10 protein-coding genes, 5 tRNA genes and 3 rRNA genes are annotated in these 24,234 nt (G+C 30.0%); 4 read left to right on the forward strand and 14 right to left on the reverse strand.

What is annotated here, in order from left to right; translation table 11 throughout:
- Positions 1-12: 12 nt before the first annotated feature.
- From carB to dnaE, 6 genes are all read right to left on the reverse strand, one after another.
- Positions 13-3,252, reverse strand: a complete 3,240-nt coding sequence (gene carB / locus H0H59_RS01605; RefSeq protein ID WP_185861904.1) for a carbamoyl-phosphate synthase (glutamine-hydrolyzing) large subunit — start codon at positions 3,250-3,252, stop codon at positions 13-15.
- Positions 3,253-3,270: 18 nt separating this feature from the next.
- The gene (gene carA / locus H0H59_RS01610) at positions 3,271-4,368 is read right to left on the reverse strand and encodes a glutamine-hydrolyzing carbamoyl-phosphate synthase small subunit (RefSeq protein WP_185861905.1); all 1,098 of its coding nucleotides are present in this window, start codon (positions 4,366-4,368) and stop codon (positions 3,271-3,273) included.
- Positions 4,358-5,509: an aspartate aminotransferase family protein gene (locus H0H59_RS01615; RefSeq protein ID WP_185861906.1), complete on the reverse strand. Its 1,152-nt coding sequence runs from the start codon at positions 5,507-5,509 to the stop codon at positions 4,358-4,360. Before H0H59_RS01615 ends, carA begins: the two co-directional genes overlap by 11 nt.
- An 11-nt stretch (positions 5,510-5,520) precedes the next feature.
- Positions 5,521-6,501, reverse strand: a complete 981-nt coding sequence (gene argC / locus H0H59_RS01620; RefSeq protein WP_185861907.1) for an N-acetyl-gamma-glutamyl-phosphate reductase — start codon at positions 6,499-6,501, stop codon at positions 5,521-5,523.
- A complete protein-coding gene (locus tag H0H59_RS01625) occupies positions 6,498-8,255 on the reverse strand; it encodes an argininosuccinate synthase domain-containing protein (RefSeq protein ID WP_185861908.1) in 1,758 nt (585 codons plus the stop codon). Before H0H59_RS01625 ends, argC begins: the two co-directional genes overlap by 4 nt.
- Before the next feature lie 153 nt (positions 8,256-8,408).
- Positions 8,409-12,713, reverse strand: coding sequence for a DNA polymerase III subunit alpha (gene dnaE / locus H0H59_RS01630; RefSeq protein ID WP_185861909.1), 4,305 nt, complete (start codon positions 12,711-12,713; stop codon positions 8,409-8,411).
- Positions 12,714-12,962: 249 nt separating this feature from the next.
- Between dnaE and rpsA the strand changes: the two genes are divergently transcribed.
- Positions 12,963-14,780: a 30S ribosomal protein S1 gene (gene rpsA, locus H0H59_RS01635; RefSeq protein ID WP_185861910.1), complete on the forward strand. Its 1,818-nt coding sequence runs from the start codon at positions 12,963-12,965 to the stop codon at positions 14,778-14,780.
- A 19-nt stretch (positions 14,781-14,799) separates the two neighbouring features.
- Positions 14,800-16,512: a ribonucleoside-diphosphate reductase subunit alpha gene (locus tag H0H59_RS01640; RefSeq protein WP_185861911.1), complete on the forward strand. Its 1,713-nt coding sequence runs from the start codon at positions 14,800-14,802 to the stop codon at positions 16,510-16,512.
- 17 nt (positions 16,513-16,529) lie between these two features.
- On the opposite strand, the gene rrf is transcribed toward H0H59_RS01640, so the two are convergent.
- The 8 genes from rrf to H0H59_RS01675 all read right to left on the reverse strand — a co-directional run bounded on the left by rrf (position 16,530) and on the right by H0H59_RS01675 (position 21,971).
- Positions 16,530-16,639, reverse strand: a 5S ribosomal RNA gene (rrf, locus tag H0H59_RS01645).
- A 46-nt stretch (positions 16,640-16,685) separates the two neighbouring features.
- A 23S ribosomal RNA gene (locus H0H59_RS01650) occupies positions 16,686-19,586 on the reverse strand.
- A 45-nt stretch (positions 19,587-19,631) separates the two neighbouring features.
- Positions 19,632-19,705: transfer RNA gene (locus tag H0H59_RS01655), tRNA-Ala, on the reverse strand.
- Between the two features lie 10 nt (positions 19,706-19,715).
- Positions 19,716-19,785: transfer RNA gene (locus H0H59_RS03075), tRNA-Ile, on the reverse strand.
- A gap of 332 nt (positions 19,786-20,117) precedes the next feature.
- A tRNA-Ala gene (locus H0H59_RS01660) sits at positions 20,118-20,191 on the reverse strand.
- A gap of 10 nt (positions 20,192-20,201) precedes the next feature.
- Positions 20,202-20,275, reverse strand: a tRNA-Ile gene (locus H0H59_RS01665).
- Positions 20,276-20,290: 15 nt separating this feature from the next.
- Positions 20,291-20,366 (reverse strand) — tRNA-Ile (locus H0H59_RS01670).
- 73 nt (positions 20,367-20,439) lie between these two features.
- Positions 20,440-21,971, reverse strand: a 16S ribosomal RNA gene (locus H0H59_RS01675).
- The 16S, 23S and 5S rRNA genes sit together here with 5 tRNA genes alongside, the layout of an rRNA operon.
- Positions 21,972-22,185: 214 nt before the next feature.
- Between H0H59_RS01675 and queA the strand changes: the two genes are divergently transcribed.
- Together queA and H0H59_RS01685 are read left to right on the forward strand one after the other, a co-directional pair.
- A complete protein-coding gene (gene queA, locus H0H59_RS01680; RefSeq protein ID WP_185861912.1) occupies positions 22,186-23,229 on the forward strand; it encodes a tRNA preQ1(34) S-adenosylmethionine ribosyltransferase-isomerase QueA in 1,044 nt (347 codons plus the stop codon).
- Positions 23,230-23,253: 24 nt separating this feature from the next.
- Positions 23,254-24,231 (forward strand): polyprenyl synthetase family protein, encoded by a 978-nt coding sequence (locus tag H0H59_RS01685; RefSeq protein ID WP_185861913.1) that lies wholly within the window; start codon positions 23,254-23,256, stop codon positions 24,229-24,231.
- The last annotated feature ends 3 nt before the right edge of the window (positions 24,232-24,234 follow it).

Consider the following 24,234-nt stretch of genomic DNA (forward strand, 5'->3'; position numbering starts at 1 on the left):
AAACTTATTCATTTATATATATTCATTCCAAGCTTTTATCAATAATTGGTCCATAGATAAATTACAAAATGCTTGTATAAAAGCTTTTGCTAAACGTGCATTAGTAAGTAGAGGGATATTAAAATCTACGGCATAACGTCTTATAGCATAATCATTATCCAACTCTGATTTACTTAAATTTTTTGGAATATTAATAATCAGATCCAATTTTCTATTTTGTATTAATTCAAGAACATTTGAATATTTTTTTACATTAGGCCAATGAACTCTTATGGAAGGAATTCCATTATTGGATAAAAAATGATTGGTTCCTTCTGTAGCAAATAAAATATATCCTTTTCTATGCAAAAGTTTTACAACCTCTAAAAGATCTAATTTAGATACAATAGGTCCTCCAGATATCAATATATTTTTTTTTGGTATGGTATAACCAACAGAAAGCATGGATTTTAAAAGAGCTTCATCGAAAGTATTTCCTAAACATCCTACTTCTCCTGTAGAAGACATATCTACTCCCAAAATAGGATCTGCATCTTGTAAACGAGAAAAAGAAAATTGGGAAGCTTTTACTCCTAAAAAATTTGTAATAAAAAAATTAGGTTCTATTTGATTTTTTTTCTTTCCAAGAATAACTTGAGTAGCTAATTCTATCATATTAAAATGAGATACTTTTGATACAAAAGGAAAACTCCTGGAGGCTCTCAAATTGCATTCAATGACTTTTACTTCATTATCTTTAGATAAAAATTGAATATTAAAAGGACCAGATATATTAAAATATTTGGATATTTTTTTAGATATACGAATGATTTCCTTTAATGTAGATAAATATATATTATGTGGAGGATATACCAAAGTAGCATCTCCAGAATGTACCCCTGCAAACTCTACATGTTCTGATATAGCATAATACAAAATTTTTCCACTTTGAGAAACTGCATCTAATTCAATTTCTTTTGCATTTCTTATAAATTCTGTAATTACCAATGGATATTCAGGAGAGATAGATATTTTTTCACTAAGATAATGTTGTAATTCCTCTTTATTAGAAATTACATTCATATCCGCACCTGAAAGAACATATGATGGTCTAACTAATATGGGAAAATCTACTTCTTTTACAAATTTATAAATAGTATCAAAATCGGATAATTCTTTCCATCTAGGTTGTCCAATTTTTAAATAATCCATTGCATTAGAAAATTTGTATCTATTTTCTACTTTATCTATGGAAATAGGAGAAGTTCCTAATATTTTTACTTTTTTTTCATAAAGTTTAAAAACTAAATTATTAGGTATTTGTCCTCCCATGGATACAATTGTTCCTTTTGGTTCTTCTAGTTCAATAATATCTAATACACGTTCTAAAGTCAACTCTTCGAAGTATAATCTATCACATACATCAAAATCAGTGCTAACAGTTTCCGGATTATAATTAATCATTATTGATCTATAAGATTCTTTTTTAATAGTATTTAATGCATTTACACAACACCAATCAAATTCTACACTACTTCCAATTCTATAAACACCAGATCCTAGAGTTATGACCGATTTTTCATCTTTTTCATAAATAATATCATGTTGAATAGCATGATAGGTTAAATATAAATAATTTGTAAATGCAGGATATTCAGAAGCTAAAGTATCAATTTGCCTAACATATGGAATTATATTTTTTTCTTTTCTATATTCTCTTATTTCTTGTTCTAAATGAGAAATTATGTTGTATTGATTATTTTTTTTGTAAAAAAAAATACTAGCTATTTGCATATCAGAAAAGCCTTCTTTTTTCGCTTTTATTAATAATTCATCCGGAATCTCTCTCCAATTATCAAAATGATCTATCTTTTTTTTTGTTTGAAAAATATTATCAAGTTGGTATAAAAACCATGGATCTATCTTTGTTAAATCATGTATTTCTTTTATAGAAACCCCTTCTTCTAAAGCTTTTTCTAAAAATAAAATTCTTTGATCTGTAGGTTTTTTTAAAGATTCTTTTAACAGTCTAGTAGATCCAAATTTTTTTTTATTTATGTTTATGTTGATGAACCCCTGCATTCCTATATCTAACATACGAATACCTTTTTGTAAGGATTCTTCAAAAGACCCTCCAATAGCCATAACTTCTCCTACACTTTTCATGCTACTTCCAATTTTATTAGAAACTCCATAAAATTTCTTTAAATCCCATCTAGGAATTTTGCATACCACATAATCCAATGCAGGTTCAAAAAAAGCAGAAGTATTTTTGGTTACATAATTTTTTAATTCATGTAAGCCGTATCCTAAAGATAATTTAGCAGCAACAAAAGCTAAAGGATAACCTGTTGCTTTAGAAGCAAGAGCACTTGAACGAGAAAGACGTGCATTAACTTCAATAACACGATAATCTTCTGAATTAGGAGATAATGCAAATTGAACGTTACATTCTCCAATTATATTAAAATTTCTTGCAATATATATAGCTAATTTTCGTAAATTATAATATTCAGAATTGGTTAAAGTCTGCGAGGGTGCTACGACAATACTTTCTCCTGTATGAATTCCTATAGGATCAAAATTTTCCATATTGCATACAGCAATACAATTATCGAAATTATCTCTAACTATTTCATATTCAATTTCTTTCCAACCTTCTAAATATTCTTCTATAATAATTTGAGAGGAATAAGAAAAAGCCTTCTTTACTATTTTTTTTAAATCATTAATATTTTTAGCAAAACCACTTCCTAAACCTCCTAGGGTATAAGCAGATCTAATTATAATAGGAAATCCTATTTCTAAAGAATAGGAAACTGCATCATCCATAGAATGCCCTATAAAACTTTTTGCCGTTTTTATGTTAAGTTTAGTCAACTTATTTCGAAATAAATTTCTATCCTCACTGTTAATAATAGATTTTATAGGGGTCCCTAAAATTTTTATTTTATATTTTTCTATAATTCCTTCTTTAAAAAGCTGAATTCCACAATTTAATGCAGTTTGTCCACCAAAAGACAATAAAATTCCTTTTGGCTTTTCCTTTTCTATAACACTTACAATAAAAAACAATGTCAAAGGAAGAAAATAAACTTTATCAGCAATTTCTTTCGAAGTTTGAACAGTAGCAATATTTGGATTTATCAAAATTGTATAAATTCCTTCTTCTTTAAGAGCTTTTAATGCTTGTGTTCCAGAATAATCAAATTCCCCGGCTTCTCCTATTTTTAACGCGCCTGATCCAAGGATAAGTACTTTGTCTATTTTCATACTCATTTTGGTAAATTTTTATTTACTTCTAACAATTGAATTAATAAAAAAATCAAATAAAAATTCGGTATCCATAGGTCCACTTGAAGCTTCTGGATGAAACTGTACTGAAAAGAAAGGTTTATAATCATGAATAATACCTTCACAAGTATCATCATTTAAATTTTTAAAAAATATTTTCCATTCTTTAGAAATATTTTTGGCATTCAAAACGTATCCATGGTTTTGTGATGTAATAAAACTTTTTCCTGTTTTTAATAATAAAACTGGTTGATTATGACCTCTATGCGCATATTTTAATTTATAAGTATCTCCTCCTGCAGCTATTCCCAATAGTTGATTTCCCAAACATATTCCAAATATAGGTCGTTTTTGATTGAGAGCTATACGAATGTAATGTATAGGTTTTTCATAAATTTTAGGATTTCCAGGTCCATTAGAAAGAACCAATCCATCATATTCTTCACTTGTAAAATCATAATTCCATGGGACTCTTATAATAGTGCAATCTCTTCGTAAAAGACAACGTAAAATATTATTTTTTAAACCAAAGTCTACAAGTAATATTTTGTATTTTCCATTTCCATATATGATTTTTTCATGAATAGATACTTTTTCAGAAAGATTGTACTGGTTAGGATCATAAAAAGGAAGATTTTCATTTTCCATTAAAATTTTACCTAACATAGATCCTCCCATTTTTCTAAGTTTTTTTGCCAAAAATCTGGTATCTATACCGTACAATCCAGGAATTCCATTTTGATACAACCAATCTGATAAGGATAGACTCATATTCCAATGATATGGACGATTAGAATAATAAGAAATAATAAGTCCGGATATTTGAATACTATTGGATTCATAAAATTCAGAAATGGATTCTTTACAAGAAAAAGGAGATGGAATTCCGTAATTACCTATGATAGGATAGGTATAAGTCAATATTTGACCACTATAAGAGGGATCTGTTATACTTTCTGTATAACCGGTCATAGCTGTATTAAATACAACCTCTCCAGAAGAAGAGACTGGGGCCCCAAAATGATAAGCTTCATACCTAGTTTCATCTTCCAATATAAGGATTGCCTTTTTTCTTATTTTTTTATTATTTTCCATTTTTTTTATATAAATACGCTAAGGCATTTTTTAATTTTTTTAAAAATAGTTTTATATGATTGACATTAATATTCAATGGAGGAAGTAATCGTAAAACATATGGATTGTTAGATGTGCCAATAAATACTTTCTCTTTATAAATTAAAATATTTTTCAAATCCTGAATAGGAAAATTAAATTCTATTCCTAGCATGAGCCCCCTTCCCCTTATATTTTTTATTTCAGGAATAAAACATAATTCTTGTAACAGTATTTTTCCCATATTTTTTGCATTTTCAATTAAATTTTCTTTTTGTATAATTTCCAATACAGCAATTCCAGCGGCACAAGCTAAATGATTTCCACCAAATGTAGTTCCTAACATTCCATAATATGGTTTAAATTTAGGATGTATTAAAACTCCTCCTATAGGAAATCCGTTCCCCATACCTTTAGCTACAGTTACTAAATCGGGTTGTATAGAATATAATTGATGAGAAAAAAAATATCCTGTTCTTCCATATCCACTTTGTACCTCATCAATAATCAATATAGTATCGTATTTTTTGCAAAGATCCCTAACTTTACAAAAAAAATCAAAACCTGGATCTATAATTCCAGATATTCCTTGTATTCCTTCAGTAATTAAAGCACAAATATCTTTTTCTTTTAATTTTTTTTCTAAAAAATCAATATTTTTATAGTCTATAAATATAGTTTCATGTTGAGCATTGAAAGGAGATAACAATTTATAGTTATCCGTAACCGATAGACTTCCACTTGTTCTACCATGAAAAGAACCCTTAAAAGCAATTACCTTTTTTTTTCCAGTATGAAAAGAAGCTATCTTCAATGCATTTTCATTTGCCTCTGCTCCAGAATTACATATAAATAAAGAATAATCTTCATATCCTGAAATTTTACCAAGTAGATAAGCCAATCTATTTTTTTTAGAAAAAAAAACACTATTAGAATAATAGGATATTTTATTAATTTGTTCGGTTAAAACTTTTACATAGTATGGATGCGAATGGCCAATGGAAATAACAGCGTGTCCCCCATAAAAATCTAAATACATATTTCCATGTAAATCAAAAACATAACAGCCCATGCTTTTACTTAATTCTATATTTAGAATAGGATAAACGTCAAATAATTTCATTTTTTTTTTGATTAAAAACGAACGGATTTTAATTTTAAACCACAAGTTTCATCAAAATTAAATATAAGATTCATATTTTGTATGGCTTGACCAGAAGCTCCTTTTATAAGATTATCTATAATACTTATAATAATCAGTTGATCCTTATCTTTAATAAGATATAAAATACATTTATTTGTGTTTATCACTTGTTTAACATCGATATTAATGTCAGAAATATTTACAAATGGATGATTTTTATAAAATGCTTTATATATTTCTTTATTTTTTTCCAAAGAAAAAATAGAATAAGTATATATAGTCGTTATAATTCCTCTAGAAAAATTTCCTCTATAAGGTACAAAATAAACTTTAGAAGAAAAATTATTTTGTACTTGATGAATAGTTTGTTCAATTTCCTGTAAATGCTGGTGTTGAAAAATTTTATAAGCAGAAATATTATTATTTCTCCAACTAAAATGGTTAGTGTCACTATGGGATCTTCCAGATCCTGTAGAACCAGTTATAGCACTAATATGAATATCTTTTTTTAATAATTTATTTTTAGCTAATGGTAAAATAGCTAATAAAATTGCTGTTGCAAAACATCCAGGATTGGCTATATTATTCGATTTTTTTATTAATTCTTTTTGTAATTCTGGCAATCCATAGATAAAATTTCTTTTGTTAAAAATGGATTGAGTCATGATCCTAAAATCTTGACTAAGATCAATTACTTTAGTATTGTTGGATATATTATTCAATTCTTTTCTAGATTGTCCATGTCCAGAACAAAAAAATACTATATCAATTTCTTTGCTTACATCACTGGTAAACTTTATCCGATCTATTTCTCCTTCTCCTAATAGATCTTGATGAATTAAATGAATAAATTTTCCTGTATGGCTTCTGCTAACTATATTTTTAATCTTTATTTTTGGATGATGAATCATTAATCTAATTAATTCTCCAGCAGTGTATCCACTCCCTCCTATAATCCCTATTTGAATCATTCTTCTTTTTTATTTAAATTATGATACATTTTCATTTGATTACTCAAAATTTTTGTAAAACCCTTAACATCTTCTGCAGTCCAAGCATAATTCATTTCCCCATATTCAGCCATATTAGAAGATGCCATTAAATCATATTTAGATTTAATTCCTACTAAATGAAATCTATAAGGATATAGAATGAGATTTACAGTACCAGTTAATCTTTTTTGTGTGCTATTGAGAAATTTTTCTATATCACGCATGACTGGATCTAAATATTGAGCTTCATGAAGCAACATCCCATACCAATTAGACAATTGTTCTTTCCAATAAAGTTGCCATTTTGTAAGAATATGCTTCTCCAATAAATGATGAGCTTTGATAATAATAATTGCAGCTGAGGCTTCAAATGCAACTCTACCTTTAATTCCTAAAATAGTATCTCCTATATGAATTCCTCTTCCTATAGCAAATTTTGAAGCTATTTTTTCAATTTTTATTATATTTTTTATAGCATTTCCTTTTTTTTGATTTACACTTACCAATTCTCCTTTTTCAAATTCTAATTCTAATTTTTCACTTTTTTTTCTACTTAATTTCGTTGGATAGGCTTTTTCTGGAAAATCATGATAAGAAGTAAGAGTTTCTTTTCCTCCTATACTAGTCCCCCAAATTCCTTTATTAATAGAATATTTAGCTTTATCCCAACAAATAGATATTCCTTGATTTATCAAATATTCAATCTCTTCTTTTCTAGATATTTTTCTATCTCTTATAGGAGATAAAGTTATTTTTTCTGGACAAATAATTTGAAAAGCTATATCAAATCTAATTTGATCATTTCCAGCCCCGGTACTTCCATGAGCAATTGCTTTCGCTTGAATAGAAGTTGCATATTGTGCTATTTTTATAGCCTGAAAAATTCTTTCTGAACTTGCTGAAAGTGGATAAGTATTATTTTTAAGAATATTCCCGAATATAAGATATTTTATACAATTATGATAGTATTCTTCTATAGCATCAATAGTCCTATGTGATTGGGATCCAATACTTAAAGCTCTATTTTTAATTTTTTTTAACTCATCTTTATTAAATCCTCCTGTATTAATAATCACTGTATGAACTTCGTATCGTTCCTGTATGAGGTATTTTAAACAATAAGAGGTATCTAACCCTCCACTATAAGCTAAAACTATTTTGTCTCCTGTAGACAAATAATTTATGTTTTTTTTACTTTTATTTTTCGTATTCGGATTATATAAAAGACCTGTACATAAACACATTTTTCTTTGATTTCTGGTTAGAATATCAAAATTTGCACAACTTTTACATCCTTTCCAAAATTCTTCTGATTGAGTAAGTTCACTAAAAGCAACAGGCTTAAAACCTAGTTCTGTATTTATTTTAATAACTGGATTACTAGTAGTAATACTAAAAATTTTAGAATTGGGAAATTTTTTTTTGGAAAGTTTAAATATTTCAATTTTAATAATTTTTGCCAATCCTTGTTTTCTAAATTCAGGGAAAACAATCAATCCAGAGTTTACAACAAATTCTTTATTTTGAAAAATATCAAGATAGCTAAATCCAGCTAATTTTTCATCACAAAAAGCAATTATTGCATTTCCATGAATCATTATTGATTTAATATACTCTGGATCTTTTTTAGCTATTCCAGTTCCTCTTTTTTTTGCTGATTCTTTAATTATTTTACAAATTAAGGAAGCATATTTTGTATCCTTTTCATGAGATACTCTAACTTTTATTTTCATCTTTATCAGAACCCAATAAACGTATTGTATCGATCTTTTGTAGTAAGTATAATGAATGAATGATGCTTCATATATTTTACTGTTACTTTCTATACGTATCTACAAATTTAATAAAGTCTTTTAAATTAATTTTAGTATTTTAATTAATGAGTTTTAATTTAAAAAAAAATCTAATCCTTTTATTTTTTCTAATTCTTTTAAAAAATTTGAATTAATATTAATTCCATATTTTTTAGATTCAAAATTTAAAAAAATTCTATTTTCCTTATCATAAAGAACAATATTCAGTTTTTTATTTCCTATTTGTTGAGAAAAAAGTTTTTCTATTTTAGAAATAATTATGCTATTTAAGTCATTAATATTAATTTTTACTGTTAATTTATGTACCAATTTTTTTAGAACATTTTTCAAATTTTCCATATGCAAAATGTTTATTTTATAATATTTTGATTTATCAATATCAATATATAAATACAACAAACTATTATTAAATAAAAGTGGTTCAAATTTTAAATATTGTTGTCCATAAATTCTAAATTCTTTGGAAGAATTATAATCTTCTAATAAAAAAATACCATATTTTATACCACTTTTTATATATGTTTTTTTTTCTATTTTAGACAAAATTCCACATATATGAATTTTTTTACCTAAAAAAATAGATTCCTTTTTATTTAATTGGGTTAAAGATATATTTGTAAAATATTTCATTTCATAATAATAATCATCTAAAGGATGTGAAGAAGCATAAATACCTAACACTTCTTTTTCTTTAGATAATTTATATGTATTACTCCATCCCTCGCATTCCATAATGACTGGTCTATATTCCTCAAAATTTTTATTTTTAGATTTTTGTAATTTTGATCCAAATCGAATTATCTTCTCTAAGATGCTAAATTTATCATTATCATCAACATAAAAATATTGCTCTCTATGTACATGAAAACAATCTAAAGATCCGGATAAAATTAAATTTTCTAAAATTTTTTTATTAACAATACGTAAATCAATCCTTTTTACCAAATCAAAAATAGAGGTAAATGGTCCATTTTTTTCTCTTTCTATAAGAATTATTCTTACAGCATTTTCTCCAACTCCTTTTATTCCAGCAAGACCAAACCGAATACTATTATGATCCGTTACTTTAAAATAAGAATCACTTTCATTTATATCTGGACTAATAACAAGTATATTCATTCGTTTACATTCCTCTATGAAAAAAGTAAGTTGTTTCATATTATGCATATGATTACTTAACACAGAAGCCATATATTCATATGAATAATGTGCTTTCAAATAAGCAGTTTGAAAAGCTATATATGCATAACATGTGGCATGAGATTTATTAAAAGCATAACAAGAAAAATATTCCCAATCTTTCCATATTTTTTTTAATACATTTTTAGAATACCCTTTATTTATAGCTTTTTCAATAAATTGATTTCTCATTTTATTTAGTAATTCTTTTTGCTTTTTTCCCATAGCTATTCTAAGAAAATCAGCATCTCCTTTACTTAATCCAGCTATTTTTTGTGCTATTAACATTACCTGTTCTTGATATATTGTAATTCCATAAGTTTCTTTTAAAAATTCCTCCATTTCTGGTAAATCATAGCTTATAGCTTCTTTTCCATGTTTTCTGGATATAAAATTAGGAATATATTGCAAAGGACCAGGTCTATACAAAGCAGTCATCGCTATTAAATCATCAAATTTATCAGGTTTTAACTGACGTAAATATTTTTGCATACCAGGAGATTCATATTGAAAAACGGCTACAGTTTCTCCTTTTTGAAAAAGACAATAAGTTTTTTCATCTTCTAGAGGAAATGAAAATTCTCTAATTGAATTCATATTTTTACGTCTTTTTTTTATAAGATTTATTGCATCTTTAATGATCGTAAGAGTTTTTAATCCAAGAAAATCCATTTTTAACAGTCCTGCATGTTCTACTACATGATTATCAAATTGCGTAAGCAAAAAATCGGATTCTTTTGACACGCAAACTGGAATATATTCTTTTATATCATATGGACTTATTATGATTCCACAAGCATGTATTCCTGTACTTCTGATAGTACCTTCTAAAATTTTTGCTTTCTGTAAAACTTCTCCTTCTAAGGAATTTTTATTTTTTGCTATATCCCTCAGTTTTAGTATATTTTTCATTTCTTCTTGACTAACTTTAGTTAGTGGTTTTTTTTCTGAAAAAATAGTTTTTAATGATACAAAATTGGGGACCATTTTTGCTAAAAAATCTGTTTTTTTTAAAGATAAATCTAATACACGACCAGTATCCCTAATTGATGATTTAGCTCCCATTGTAGCATATGTAATAATTTGTGCAACTTGTTGTTTTCCATATTTTTGAACTACCCATTCAATAATTTTTTCACGTCCTCTATCATCAAAATCAATATCAATATCTGGTAAAGAAATCCTATCTGGATTTAAAAATCGTTCGAAAAGTAAATGGTATTTTATTGGATCTATATTAGTTATTCCTATACAATAAGCTACAACAGATCCTGCTACTGATCCTCTACCAGGGCCTACTGAAATATTCATTTTTCTAGCTTTATCAATAAAATTATGAACAATAAGAAAATAACCAGGATATCCAATTTTTTCTATTGTTTTTAATTCAAAAATAATTCTTTCTTGTATTTTTTTTGTCAAATTTTTATAACGTTCTTTAGCTCCTTCATAAGTAATTTTTCTTAAAAAACGATTTTCTCCTCTATTTCCTCCATCTATTTTATCCATAGGATCTTCAAAAGATTTTGGAATTTGAAATTTTGGAAGCAATATTTTGTGTGAAAGATGATAAGATTCAATTTTATTAATCAATTCCTCTAAAAAATCAAAAGATTCTGGAAGATCAGAAAATATTTTTTTCATTTCTTCTGTGCTTTTAAAATAAAATTCATTATTCGGTAACCCAAATCTATTCCCTTTCCCTTTTCCTATAGGAGTTGATTGTTTCTCTCCATTTTTAACACAAAGCAAAATATCATGTGCATTGGATTCTTTTTTATCTAAAAAAAAAGTATTATTTTGTATAATATATTTTACATGATATTTTTTAGAAAACTTTAGCAATATATCATTAACATGATCTTCTTCTTCTAATCCATGACGTAATAATTCTATGTAAAAATCATCTCCAAAAAGTTCTTTCCACCATAAAAAAATTTTTTCTGCTTTTTTTTCTCCATAATTCAGTATTGTATATGGAATTTCTGCATTTAGATCTCCAGTAAGAGCAATTAAATTATCCTTGTATTTTTCAATTAACTTTTTTCCTATTCTAGGTATTCCAGCATACAATCCTTCTGTAAAACCAAGTGAGCAAAGTTTTGCCAGGTTATGATAACCTTTTTTATTTTTAGATAAAAAAACTTGTTGATATCGTTTATCAGGTTCATTTTTTGTAAATTTTTTTTGTAAATAATTTTCTGAAATAAAAACTTCACAACCAATGATACCTTTAATGGATTTTTTTGGATAATATTTTTTATTGATAGAATCAATAGCATTTAAAAAATAAAAAGACCCCATCATATTTCCATAATCCGTTATTCCCACAGCTGGCATATTTAAAAACATAGCTCGATCTACCAAAGATTGTATCTTAATGGTAGAATAAAGAATAGAAAAATAGGAATGATTATGAATATGAGAATATTTTTTTTTTTTAAATTCTTCTTTCAGAATATCATTATTGATGTTTATTTTTTCTTTTATTTTTTTTTTGTTAATGATTATTTCATTTTCTGTTTCATAAACAGTTTCTAAAGCAACTATAGAAGAAGAAATTGCAGATGAATATTTATTTCTGAATTCCCATATAATATTTTTTTCTATTCCTAACTCTTTATGAGATATAATTCCAATACGTAATAGCTCTAAAAAACAACGAGCTGTAGCTTTTACATCATTCACTGCATTATGCAAATTCGGAATATTTTCTCCAAAAAGTTTTTTATATAATTCAGATAATGTAGGCCATTTAAATCTTTTTTTACTTCTAAACAACTTACAATAAGAAACAGAAATTACTTTTGTATCTAATATTTTTTTATTTTTAAAAGTAATTTCTGTTTTTTTCCTAAAAAATTCACATTCTATAACTTTTATATCAAATTCTAAATTATGTCCAATTAAACATTGAGATTTTTCAAAAGATTGTTTAAATTCACGTAAAACAAAATTTAGATCAACTCCATATTTTTCTGCTTTTTCATTAGTAATTCCATGAATTTTAAAAGCATTGAAAGGTATATCATAATGATCTGGCTTTATTATAAAATTTTTTAATTCTATTAAATTTCCAAAAAAATCATGACATTGCCATGAAATTTGTACAATTCTTGGCCAATTATCAATATGAGTAATAGGTAAATTATAATATTTAGGAAGTCCTGTTGTTTCAGTATCAACGATAAGGTACATTTTATTTGAATTAGTAGAAAAAGTTACTGAAAAATTATTAGTTTTGTATTATCTTTTTTTTGTAAAAAAAAATACTATAAAACTAAACTAATAAAATAGAAATTTTAGTTTATCTATCTATAAAATTAAACTAATAAAATAGAAATTTTAGTTTATCTATCTATAAAACTAAACTAATAAAATAGAAATTTTAGTTTATCTATTTATGTCTGTTTGGAGACAGCCAATAGTAAAAAAATAATAAAAATTATGTCTAGTCAAACCGAAGAAATAAAAAGAAAAGTATCCCCTTTATCTTTATCTAATAAAGATAATGAAAAAGAAAAATGTAATGATCATGGAAAAATAAAAAGTAGTTTCGATTGGACGAAATACGATACTCATTTAAATAATGATATACAGGAATATAGAAAAAAATTTGAAATTTTATACACAAAAACTTTACCAAATATTCAAGAATTAGAAATATATAAAGGAGTAGTTACACATATTACTGATAAAACTATTATTGTCGATATTGGATTTAAAGCAGAAGGAGCTATTCCTATAAGTGAATTTAGAGAAGATTTTACCATTAAAGTTGGCATTGAAATAGAAGTAATGGTAGTAAAAATGGATTATAAAGGACAATGTATTCTTTCTTATCAAAAAGCAAAAATGCTTAGAAATTGGCAACATATTAATGATGCATATGAAAAATCAGAGGTTATATTGGGTTATGTAGTTGCTAGAACAAAAGGAGGATTAATTGTTGAAATATTTGATATTGAATGTTTTTTACCTGGATCACATATCAACGTAAAACCTGTTAGGGATTATGATACCTATGTAGGAAAAACTATGGAAGTAAAAGTGGTAAAAATCAATAAAAAAACGAAAAATGTTGTTGTTTCTCATAAAGTATTAATAGAAAGAGATATTGAAGAACAGAGAAAAGAAATGATATCAAAATTGGATAAAGGTCAAGTATTAGAAGGAAAAATAAAAAACATTCTTCCTTATGGAGCTTTTGTTGATTTAGGAGGAGTTGATGCTCTGCTTCATATAACGGATATGAGTTGGCCACACATAAATCATCCTACAGAAGTAGTTCAATTGGAACAGGAATTAAAATTTGTTGTATTAGGGGTAGATAAGGATAAAAATCGTGTACAATTGGGGTTAAAACAATTGCAACCTCATCCTTGGAATTCTTTAAACGAAAATTTAAAAGTAGGGAGTAGAGTTAAAGGAAAAGTAAGTGTTTTGGCAGATTATGGAGCATTTGTAGAAATCATACCAGGAGTAGAAGCGTTATTACATATTAGTGAAATGTCTTGGGCTACTGATTTATCGTCTACTCAAGATTTTGTACAAATAGGGGATGAATTAGAGGCAATTATTTTAACTATAGATAGACAAGAAAGAAAAATGTCATTAAGTGTGAAGCAGCTAACTAAAGATCCTTGGATAAATATCCAATATAAATATCCAATAGGATCAAAACATATTGGAATTGTAAAAAAATTTACAAATTTTGGTTTTTTTTTAGAATTAGAAAAAGGTATAACTGGAATTGTTTATACTAACGATTTATCATGGATAAAAAAAATAAAATATTCTTCTGAATTTTGTAATATAAATGATGAATTAGAAGTTATTGTCCTTACTTTAGATCCTAAAACAAGAAGATTAAATTTAGGACATAAACAATTAACGGAAAATCCATGGAAAAAATATGAAGAAATTTATTATGTAGGAAGTATTCATAATGGGATGATAATAAATTTATTTGACAAAGGTGCTACTGTAAAATTAGATAAAAAAATAGAAGCTTTTGCTCCATTACGTTTTTTAGATAAAAAAGATGGAACTACTATTAAAAAAGGAGAAAAAATTAATTTTAAAGTAATAGAGTTTAATAAAGAAACTAAAAAAATTGTAGTTTCTCATACATCTATTTATCGTGATAAAGATCAAAGAAAAGAACAACGTGTAAGAAATAGAAAATTAGAGAGATCTACTCTTGGGGATATAGAAGGATTAGCTAAACTAAAAGAACAAATAGAAAAAGAAAAAAATAAATAGCTTTAAAGTTTAAATAAAAATGGAAACACACCCTATTGCAGAAAAAGAAGGATGGAAAGTAGATAAAGATTTTCCTGTTTGGGCTAATAATGAATTATATTTGACTACAATTAAAGGTGGATATTTATTAGATGGAGAAACTCCTTTTGAAGCATATAAAAGATTGGCAAAAAATGCAGCAAAAATACTTAAAAAGCCTAAAATAGAAGTAGAATTTTTTAATATTTTTTGGAAAGGATGGCTTATTCCTTCTACTCCAGTTATGGTTAATTTAGGTACAGAAAAAGGATTGCCTATTAGTTGTTTTTCAGGAAGAATTGGCGATAGTATGTATGAAATATATAGAAAAAATTTAGAAATGGCTATTCTTAGTAAACATGGTGGAGGAACGTCATATGATTTTAGTTTAGTTAGACCTATAGGGAGTCCTATAAAAAATGGTACATTAGGAACTTCTGATGGAATTATTCCTTTTATTAAATCATATGATAGTGCAATAATAGCTAGTAAACAAGGTAGAACTAGAAGGGGTGCTGTCGCTATTTATTTAAATATAGAACATAAAGAGTATCCAGAATTTTTAAAAATAAGAGAACCTAAAGGGGATATTAATCGTCAATGTCACAATGTTCATCAAGGGGTTATAATTTCTAATACTTTTATGGAAAAAGTATTGAAAAAAAATGGGAAAGAACGGACTTTGTGGGTAAATACTCTTAAAGAACGTGTTCAAACTGGAGAACCATATCTTTTTTTTAAAGATAATGCTAATAAAAATATTCCAGAAAATTGGAAAAAATACGGATTAAAAATACACCAAAGTAATCTTTGTTCAGAAATTATGTTACCAACAGATGAGAATCATACTCTTGTATGTTGTCTTTCGTCTTTGAATTTGTATAAATATGTAGAATGGAAAAATACAAATACTGTTTTTTATGCTATTTTATTTCTTGATGCTGTTTTACAAGAATTTATTGATAAAGGAAAAAATATGCGAGGAATAGAAGATGCAGTTCGTTTTGCAGAAAAAAGCAGAGCTTTAGGTTTGGGAGCTTTGGGTTGGCATTCGTATTTGCAATCAAATATGATTCCTTTTATATCTGTACAATCTGAAATATTAACACATAATATATTTAGTAATATACAATTAGAATCTCAAAAAGCTACTAAATATTTAGCTAAAGAATATGGAGAATCTGAGTGGAATATAGGAACGGGAAAAAGAAATCTAACATTAATGGCAATAGCGCCTAATAGAAGTTCTGCTAAATTAGCTGGTGGTCTTTCTCAAGGAGTAGAACCTTTAGCTGCAAATATTTATGTAGATGATGACGCAAAAGGAATGCATATTAGAAAAAATCCTTATTTGGAAAATATACTTATAAAAAATGGATATAATATACCAGAAGTTTGGGAGCAAATAGCTAATGAAAAAGGATCTTGTCTTGGATTATCTTCTCTTAGCGAAGAACAGAAAAATGTATTTAAATGTTTCAAAGAAATTAATCAATTGGAATTAATAAAACAAGCTAGTATACGACAAAAATATATTGATCAAGGACAGAGTATAAATCTTTCCTTTCATCAAAATATTCCCGCTAAATATATAAATAAAGTACATCTTGAAGCTTGGAAAATAGGATTAAAAAGTCTTTATTATTATAGAAGTGAAAGTATTCTTCGTGCAGATACAAAAAATAGAGATTTATATTCAGAAAGTTTACTTTAAAAAAATTTTAATAAAAATAAGGGCGGCGACTTACTCTCCCGGAAAAACCAGTACCATCAGCGCTAATGTGTTTCACTTCTCTGTTCGGTATGGGAAGAGGTGGGGCCACATTGCTATAACCACCCAATAAAATTTTTATTTAAAAAGACATAACATAATATACATAAGAGGAATAAAAAAAACCTACGGGTAATTAGTACTACTTAGCTATGACATTACTGCCTTTACACTTATAGCCTATCAACGTTGTCATCTACAACGACCCTTAAAAGAAGCCTTATCTTGTGGTGAGTTTCGCACTTATATGCTTTCAGTGCTTATCTCTTCCGAACATAGCTACTCAGCGATGCACCTGGCGACACAACTGATACACCAGAGGTTCGTCCAATTCGGTCCTCTCGTACTAGAATCAGGTCCACTCAAGCTTCTAACGCTCGCAATAGATAGAGACCGAACTGTCTCACGACGTTCTGAACCCAGCTCGCGTGCCACTTTAATGGGCGAACAGCCCAACCCTTGGGACCTTCTTCAGCCCCAGGATGTGACGAGCCGACATCGAGGTGCCGAACCTCCCCGTCGATGTGAGCTCTTGGGGGAGACTAGCCTGTTATCCCCGGAGTACCTTTTATCCTTTGAGCGATGGCCCTTCCATGCGGAACCACCGGATCACTATGCCCTACTTTCGTACCTGATCGACTTGTAAGTCTCACAGTCAAGCACCCTTATGCCATTACACTCTACACACGATTACCAAACGTGTTGAGGGTACCTTTGGGAGCCTCCGTTACCTTTTTGGAGGCGACCACCCCAGTCAAACTACCCACCACGCAATGTCCTCAATTTTTTTAATTGAGTTAGATTTCAACTAAAAAAAGGGTGGTATTTCAAGGTCAACTCCACATGATCTGGCGATCATACTTCAAAGTTTCCCACCTATCCTACACATTTTCTAATCGAAATCAATACGAAGCTATAGTAAAGGTTCACAGGGTCTTTTCGTCCCATTGCGAGTAATCGGCATCTTCACCGATATTACAATTTCACCGAGCTCACGGCCGAGACAGTTTCCAGATCGTTACACCATTCGTGCAGGTCGGAACTTACCCGACAAGGAATTTCGCTACCTTAGGACCGTTATAGTTACGGCCGCCGTTTACTGGGGCTTCAGTCAAAAGCTTTGCCGAAGCTAACCTTTTTCTTTAACCTTCCAGTACTGGGCAGGTGTCAGACCCTATACATCATTTTTCAATTTAGCAGAGTCCTATGTTTTTGATAAACAGTCGCCTGGATCTCTTCACTGCGACCTTCCTAAAGGAAGGCTACCTTTCTCCCGAAGTTACAGGTTCATTTTGCCTAGTTCCTTAGCCGTGAATCACTCGAGCACCTTAGGATTCTCTCCTCAACTACCTGTGTCGGTTTTGGTACGGGTTACTTTTATCTGAAGCTTAGAGGATTTTCTTGGAAGTTCTTACCTGTACTATCCACTCACCCGAAGGTTTGTGGTACTATCATAGATCAGCAAAATATACGGATTTTCCAATATATTTTATACCTAACTATTTTAACGTACACTTCCGTCCGTACGCGACAGTTTCATTACTCCGTCCCCTCTATCGCAATAAAAGTAAGTACCGGAATATTAACCGGTTATCCATCGATTACACCTCTCGATTTCATCTTAGGATCCGACTAACCCTCAGCTGATTAACATAGCTGAGGAATCCTTAGTTTTTCGGTGTGCGGGTTTCTCGCCCGCATTATCGTTACTTATACCTACATTTTCTTTTGTAAGAGCTCCACTATATCTTACGATATAGCTTCTATGCCATTACAATGCTCCCCTACCGATTGATTAAATTAATCAATCCCATAGTTTCGGCGATATATTTATGCCCGATTATTATCCATGCTCAGTCACTCGACTAGTGAGCTGTTACGCACTCTTTAAATGAATAGCTGCTTCCAAGCTAACATCCTAGCTGTCTAGGTAACCAAACTTCGTTAGTTCAACTTAATATATACTTAGGGGCCTTAACTGATGGTCTGGGTTGTTTCCCTCTTGGACATGGACCTTAGCACCCATGCCCTCACTACCGTGAAACATAATAACAGCATTCGGAGTTTGTCAGGAATTAGTAGGTGATGAAACCCCTTCATCCAATCAGTAGCTCTACCTCTGTATTATTTAACACGATGCTGCACCTAAATGCATTTCGGGGAGTACGAGCTATCTCCGAGTTTGATTGGCCTTTCACCCCTATCCACAAGTCATCCGAAGACTTTTCAACGTCAACCGGTTCGGTCCTCCACTATGTGTTACCACAGCTTCAACCTGCTCATGGATAGATCACTCGGTTTCGCGTCTAATTCTTCCGACTGTATGCCCTATTCAGACTCGCTTTCGCTACGGCTTCATAGCTAAACTACTTAACCTTGCCGGAAAAATTAACTCGTAGGTTCATTATGCAAAAGGCACGTCGTCACTTTACGAAAAAGCTCCGACAGTTTGTAAGCGTATGGTTTCAGGATCTATTTCACCCTTCTATTCGAAGTACTTTTCACCTTTCCCTCACGGTACTAGTTCACTATCGGTCTCTGAGGAGTATTTAGCCTTACCGGATGGTCCCGGCAAATTCAGACAAGATTTCCCGTGTCCCGTCCTAATCAGGTTACTACTAAGTAATTTTTCCATTTTGCATACAGGATTATCACCTTCTATGATTGAATTTTCCAAATCATTCTGCTATAAAAAAATATTCCTTATTATTGTAGACCTATAACCCCACTATAGCCTAAACTATAATGGTTTAGGCTTTTCCGGTTTCGCTCGCCACTACTAACGGAATCACTGTTGTTTTCTTTTCCTCTAGATACTTAGATGTTTCAGTTCTCCAGGTTTGCTTTACTTTCTTTAACAAAAGTAATATCATATCATCAATATGATAGGTTCCCCTATTCGGAAATCTGCGGATCAATTTGTATGTGCCAATCCCCGCAGCTTATCGCAGCTTATCACGTCCTTCTTCGCCTCTCAGAGCCAAGGCATCCACCATACGCTCTTTATTAGTTTTTTTTACCCTCTACAATTGTATATTATGTATGTCAAAGAACTTTAAAAATGGAGAATATCGGAGTCGAACCGATGACCTCCTGCGTGCAAAACAGGCGCTCTAGCCAACTGAGCTAATCCCCCTACCCTATAATAGTCTCGCGCGGAATTGAACCGCGGACCTCTACATTATCAGTGTAGCGCTCTAACCATCTNACCCCACTATAGCCTAAACTATAATGGTTTAGGCTTTTCCGGTTTCGCTCGCCACTACTAACGGAATCACTGTTGTTTTCTTTTCCTCTAGATACTTAGATGTTTCAGTTCTCCAGGTTTGCTTTACTTTCTTTAACAAAAGTAATATCATATCATCAATATGATAGGTTCCCCTATTCGGAAATCTGCGGATCAATTTGTATGTGCCAATCCCCGCAGCTTATCGCAGCTTATCACGTCCTTCTTCGCCTCTCAGAGCCAAGGCATCCACCATACGCTCTTTATTAGTTTTTTTTACCCTCTACAATTGTATATTATGTATGTCAAAGAACTTTAAAAATGGAGAATATCGGAGTCGAACCGATGACCTCCTGCGTGCAAAACAGGCGCTCTAGCCAACTGAGCTAATCCCCCTACCCTATAATAGTCTCGCGCGGAATTGAACCGCGGACCTCTACATTATCAGTGTAGCGCTCTAACCATCTAAGCTACGAGACTAACTAATTAAATTATTTAATCTAGCGCGGAATTGAACCGCGGACCTCTACATTATCATTGTAGCGCTTTAACCATCTAAGCTACGAGACTAACTGATAATTTATTAAAATTTTAAAAAGCTTCTAGTCTAATTATTTCAGAATTTTTAAAAAAAAATACTCTAAAAAAGAGATGTTCCAGCCGCACCTTCCGGTACGGCTACCTTGTTACGACTTAGCCCCAGTTATCGATTTTACCTTAAGCAGTTTCTTTTACGATCACCGATTTCAGGTATCCCCGACTTCCATGGCTTGACGGGCGGTGTGTACAAGGCCCGGGAACGTATTCACCGCATCATGGCTGATATGCGATTACTAGCGATTCCAACTTCATAGAGTCGAGTTGCAGACTCCAATCCGAACTGAGATCGGCTTTTAGAGATTAGCTTCTGATTACCCAGTAGCAACCCTTTGTACCGACCATTGTAGCACGTGTGTAGCCCAAGGTATAAGAGCCGTGATGATTTGACGTCATCCCCACCTTCCTCTCGACTTACGTCGGCAGTTTTGTTAGAGTCCCCGACTTTACTCGCTGGCAACTAACAATAAGGGTTGCGCTCGTTGAGGGACTTAACCCTACACCTCACGGCACGAGCTGACGACAACCATGCAGCATCTTGTACTCCGTCCGAAGACTAAATTATTTCTAATTTATTCGTAGTCCATTTAAACCTTGGTAAGGTTCCTCGCGTATCATCGAATTAAACCACATGCTCCACCGCTTGTGCGGGCCCCCGTCAATTCCTTTGAGTTTCAGCCTTGCGGCCGTACTCCCCAGGTGGATCACTTATCACTTTCGCTTGGTCACTGAAAATAATCCAATAACTAGTGATCATCGTTTACGGCGTGGACTACCAGGGTATCTAATCCTGTTTGCTCCCCACGCTTTCGTGCCTCAGCGTCAGTATAGACTTAGTAATCTGCTTTCGCGATCGGTGTTCTGTGTGATATCTATGCATTTCACCGCTACACCACACATTCCAACTACTCCAGTCTCACTCAAGCTTATCAGTATCAATAGCAATTTTAACAGTTAAGCTGCAATATTTCACTACTGACTTAATAAACCGCCTACGCACCCTTTAAACCCAATAAATCCGGATAACGCTTGTGTCCTCCGTATTACCGCGGCTGCTGGCACGGAGTTTGCCGACACTTATTCGTCTAGTACATTCACAATTTTTATCTCGTAAAAATCTTTATTCCTAAACAAAAGCAGTTTACAACCCGTAAGGCATTCTTCCTGCACGCGGCGTGGCTGGTTCAGAGTTTCCTCCATTGACCAATATTCCTCACTGCTGCCTCCCGTAGGAGTCTGGTCCGTATCTCAGTACCAGTGTGGGGGATCACCCTCTCAGGCCCCCTACCGATCATAGTCTTGGTAAGCCTTTACCTTACCAACTAACTAATCGGACGCACGCCCATCTTTTGCCGCATTTCTACTTTAATAATAAAATCATGCGATTTTATTATATTATAGAATATTAATCCAAGTTTCCCTAGGCTATTTTCTAGCAAAAGGTAGGTTACGTACGTGTTACGCACCCGTCCGCCGGTCGCCATCAAGATCTTATACAGATCTTATGCTGCCCCTCGACTTGCATGTGTTAAGCCCGCCGCTAGCGTTCATCCTGAGCCAGGATCAAACTCTCCGTTGTAAAAAAAATTTAATGACGCAAAACCTTATTAAAAATTCTTAATCTTATTAGATCTAGAAGCTATTTTATGCAAAGAACAATAAACGTAATTCGTAAGAGTGCAAGTATACGTATTTTTTTTTTTAAAAAAAAAATTATACATATAAATGTATATATATTTGTTAAATAATAATAATTTTTTTTTATAAAAAATATAAAAACATAAAAATTTTCTATGAGAACTTCAGATTTTTATTTCGAATCTCCTTTGAATCTTCTTGCAAAATTTCCTTCTCAAGAAAGAGATAAGTCCAAATTAATGGTCATTCATAGAAAAAATAAAAAAATAGAACATAAATTATTTAAAGACTTACATCAATATTTTGAAAATGGAGATACTTTCATTCTTAATAATACTAAAGTTTTTCCTGCAAGACTATTTGGAAATAAAGAAAAAACAGAAGCAAAAATAGAAGTTTTTTTACTTCGAGAATTAGACTATAAAGATAGAACTTGGGATGTATTAGTTGATCCTGCAAGAAAAGTAAGAGTAGGAAACAAATTAAATTTTGGATACGGATTAACAGGTGAAGTTATAGATAATACTACTTCTAGAGGAAGAATACTACAACTTCATTTTGATGGGACACATGAGGAACTTATTAAAAAAATAAAAGATATAGGAAAAACTCCTTTACCTAAATATATTAACAGACATCCAGAAAAAAACGATAAAGAACGTTATCAAACTATATATGCAAAAAAAGAAGGATCTGTAGCAGCTCCAACAGCTGGATTACATTTTTCTAAACATTTATTAAAAAAATTAGAAATAAAAGGAATAAATTTAGTAGAAATAACTTTACATTTAGGATTAGGAAGTTTTATTCCAGTTGAAGTAGAAGATATATCAAAACATAAAATGGATTCAGAAAAATGTTTTATAAATGAAGATTCATGTAAAATAATAAATCGTTCTATAGAAAAAAAAAAACGTATTTGTGCTGTTGGTACTTCTTCTATGCGAGCAATAGAAAGTTCTGTTTCATCCAATAAAAATTTAAATCCTTTTTCTGGATGGACTAATAAATTTATTTTTCCTCCTTATAATTTTAGTATTGCTAATTCTATGATTACCAACTTTCATATGCCAAAATCAACATTACTTATGATGATAGTAGCTTTTACAAATTTTGATTTAATTATGAAAGCATATGAAATAGCAATAAGAAAAAAATATAGATTTTATTCTTATGGAGACGCTATGTTAATTTTATAAAATCATAAATCATATTATGATATTATGAAAATAATTTTAGAAAAAATAAAAATTCCTATAAAAGAAGAAATAAAAAAGTTTGAAAAACAATTCGTTGATACTATAAAAAGTAATGTTTCTTTTATAGATAAAATAACTCATTACATTATTCACAGAAAAAGAAAACTTATTCGCCCTATATTTGTTTTTTTAATAGCTAAAATGTTGGGGAACATACGAAAAAAAACATATCATACTGCTTGTCTCATTGAATTAATACATACAGCAACACTTGTTCATGATGATGTTATAGATGATAGTTACATTCGTCGCGGTTCTTTTTCTATTAATGCAATATGGAAAAATAAAATAGCAGTATTAGTAGGAGATTATTTACTTTCTAAAAGTCTTTTATTAGCAACAAAAAATAATTATGATGATCTACTAAAAATTATTTGTCAGACTATTAAAAATATGAGTGAAGGAGAATTATTACAAATAGAAAAATCTAAAAAATTAAATATTACTGAAAAAATTTATAATAAAATTATTTATCATAAAACAGCAAGTTTGATTGCGGCTTCTTGTGAAGGTGGAGCACGTTCAGTTAATGCAGATGAACAAGTAGTATTAAAAATGAGAAAATTTGGTATTTTTACCGGTATTGCATTTCAAATTAAAGATGATTTATTTGATTATGAAGAAAAAAATAATAATTTAATAGGAAAACCTATAGGAATTGATTTAAAAGAAAAAAAATTAACACTTCCGCTTATTTATACTATTAAAAAAGCTTCTAAAAAAGATCAAAAATGGATATTATATTCTATAAAAAATTATGATAATCAAAAAAGACATGAAATAATTAATTATGTAAAAAAATATGGAGGATTAGAATATGCTACTAAGAAAATGATAAAATTCCGTAATAATGCATTAAAAATTTTAGAAATTTACCCAGAAGGATCAATTAAAAAAGCATTAAAAATAATGGTTAATTTTATTGTAGAAAGAAATCAATAAAAA

Origin of the sequence: Blattabacterium cuenoti (assembly GCF_014251715.1) — a bacterium.
GTDB lineage: Bacteria > Bacteroidota > Bacteroidia > Flavobacteriales > Blattabacteriaceae > Blattabacterium > Blattabacterium cuenoti_M.

Bases quoted from the DNA above. Each gene is read 5' to 3' on its own strand.
- carB (WP_185861904.1), bottom strand. From the start codon at position 3,252: ATGAAAATAGACAAAGTACTTATCCTTGGATCAGGCGCGTTAAAAATA.
- carA (WP_185861905.1), bottom strand. From the start codon at position 4,368: ATGGAAAATAATAAAAAAATAAGAAAAAAGGCAATCCTTATATTGGAA.
- H0H59_RS01615 (WP_185861906.1), bottom strand. From the start codon at position 5,509: ATGAAATTATTTGACGTTTATCCTATTCTAAATATAGAATTAAGTAAA.
- argC (WP_185861907.1), bottom strand. From the start codon at position 6,501: ATGATTCAAATAGGGATTATAGGAGGGAGTGGATACACTGCTGGAGAA.
- H0H59_RS01625 (WP_185861908.1), bottom strand. From the start codon at position 8,255: ATGAAAATAAAAGTTAGAGTATCTCATGAAAAGGATACAAAATATGCT.
- dnaE (WP_185861909.1), bottom strand. From the start codon at position 12,713: ATGTACCTTATCGTTGATACTGAAACAACAGGACTTCCTAAATATTAT.
- rpsA (WP_185861910.1), top strand. From the start codon at position 12,963: ATGTCTAGTCAAACCGAAGAAATAAAAAGAAAAGTATCCCCTTTATCT.
- H0H59_RS01640 (WP_185861911.1), top strand. From the start codon at position 14,800: ATGGAAACACACCCTATTGCAGAAAAAGAAGGATGGAAAGTAGATAAA.
- queA (WP_185861912.1), top strand. From the start codon at position 22,186: ATGAGAACTTCAGATTTTTATTTCGAATCTCCTTTGAATCTTCTTGCA.
- H0H59_RS01685 (WP_185861913.1), top strand. From the start codon at position 23,254: ATGAAAATAATTTTAGAAAAAATAAAAATTCCTATAAAAGAAGAAATA.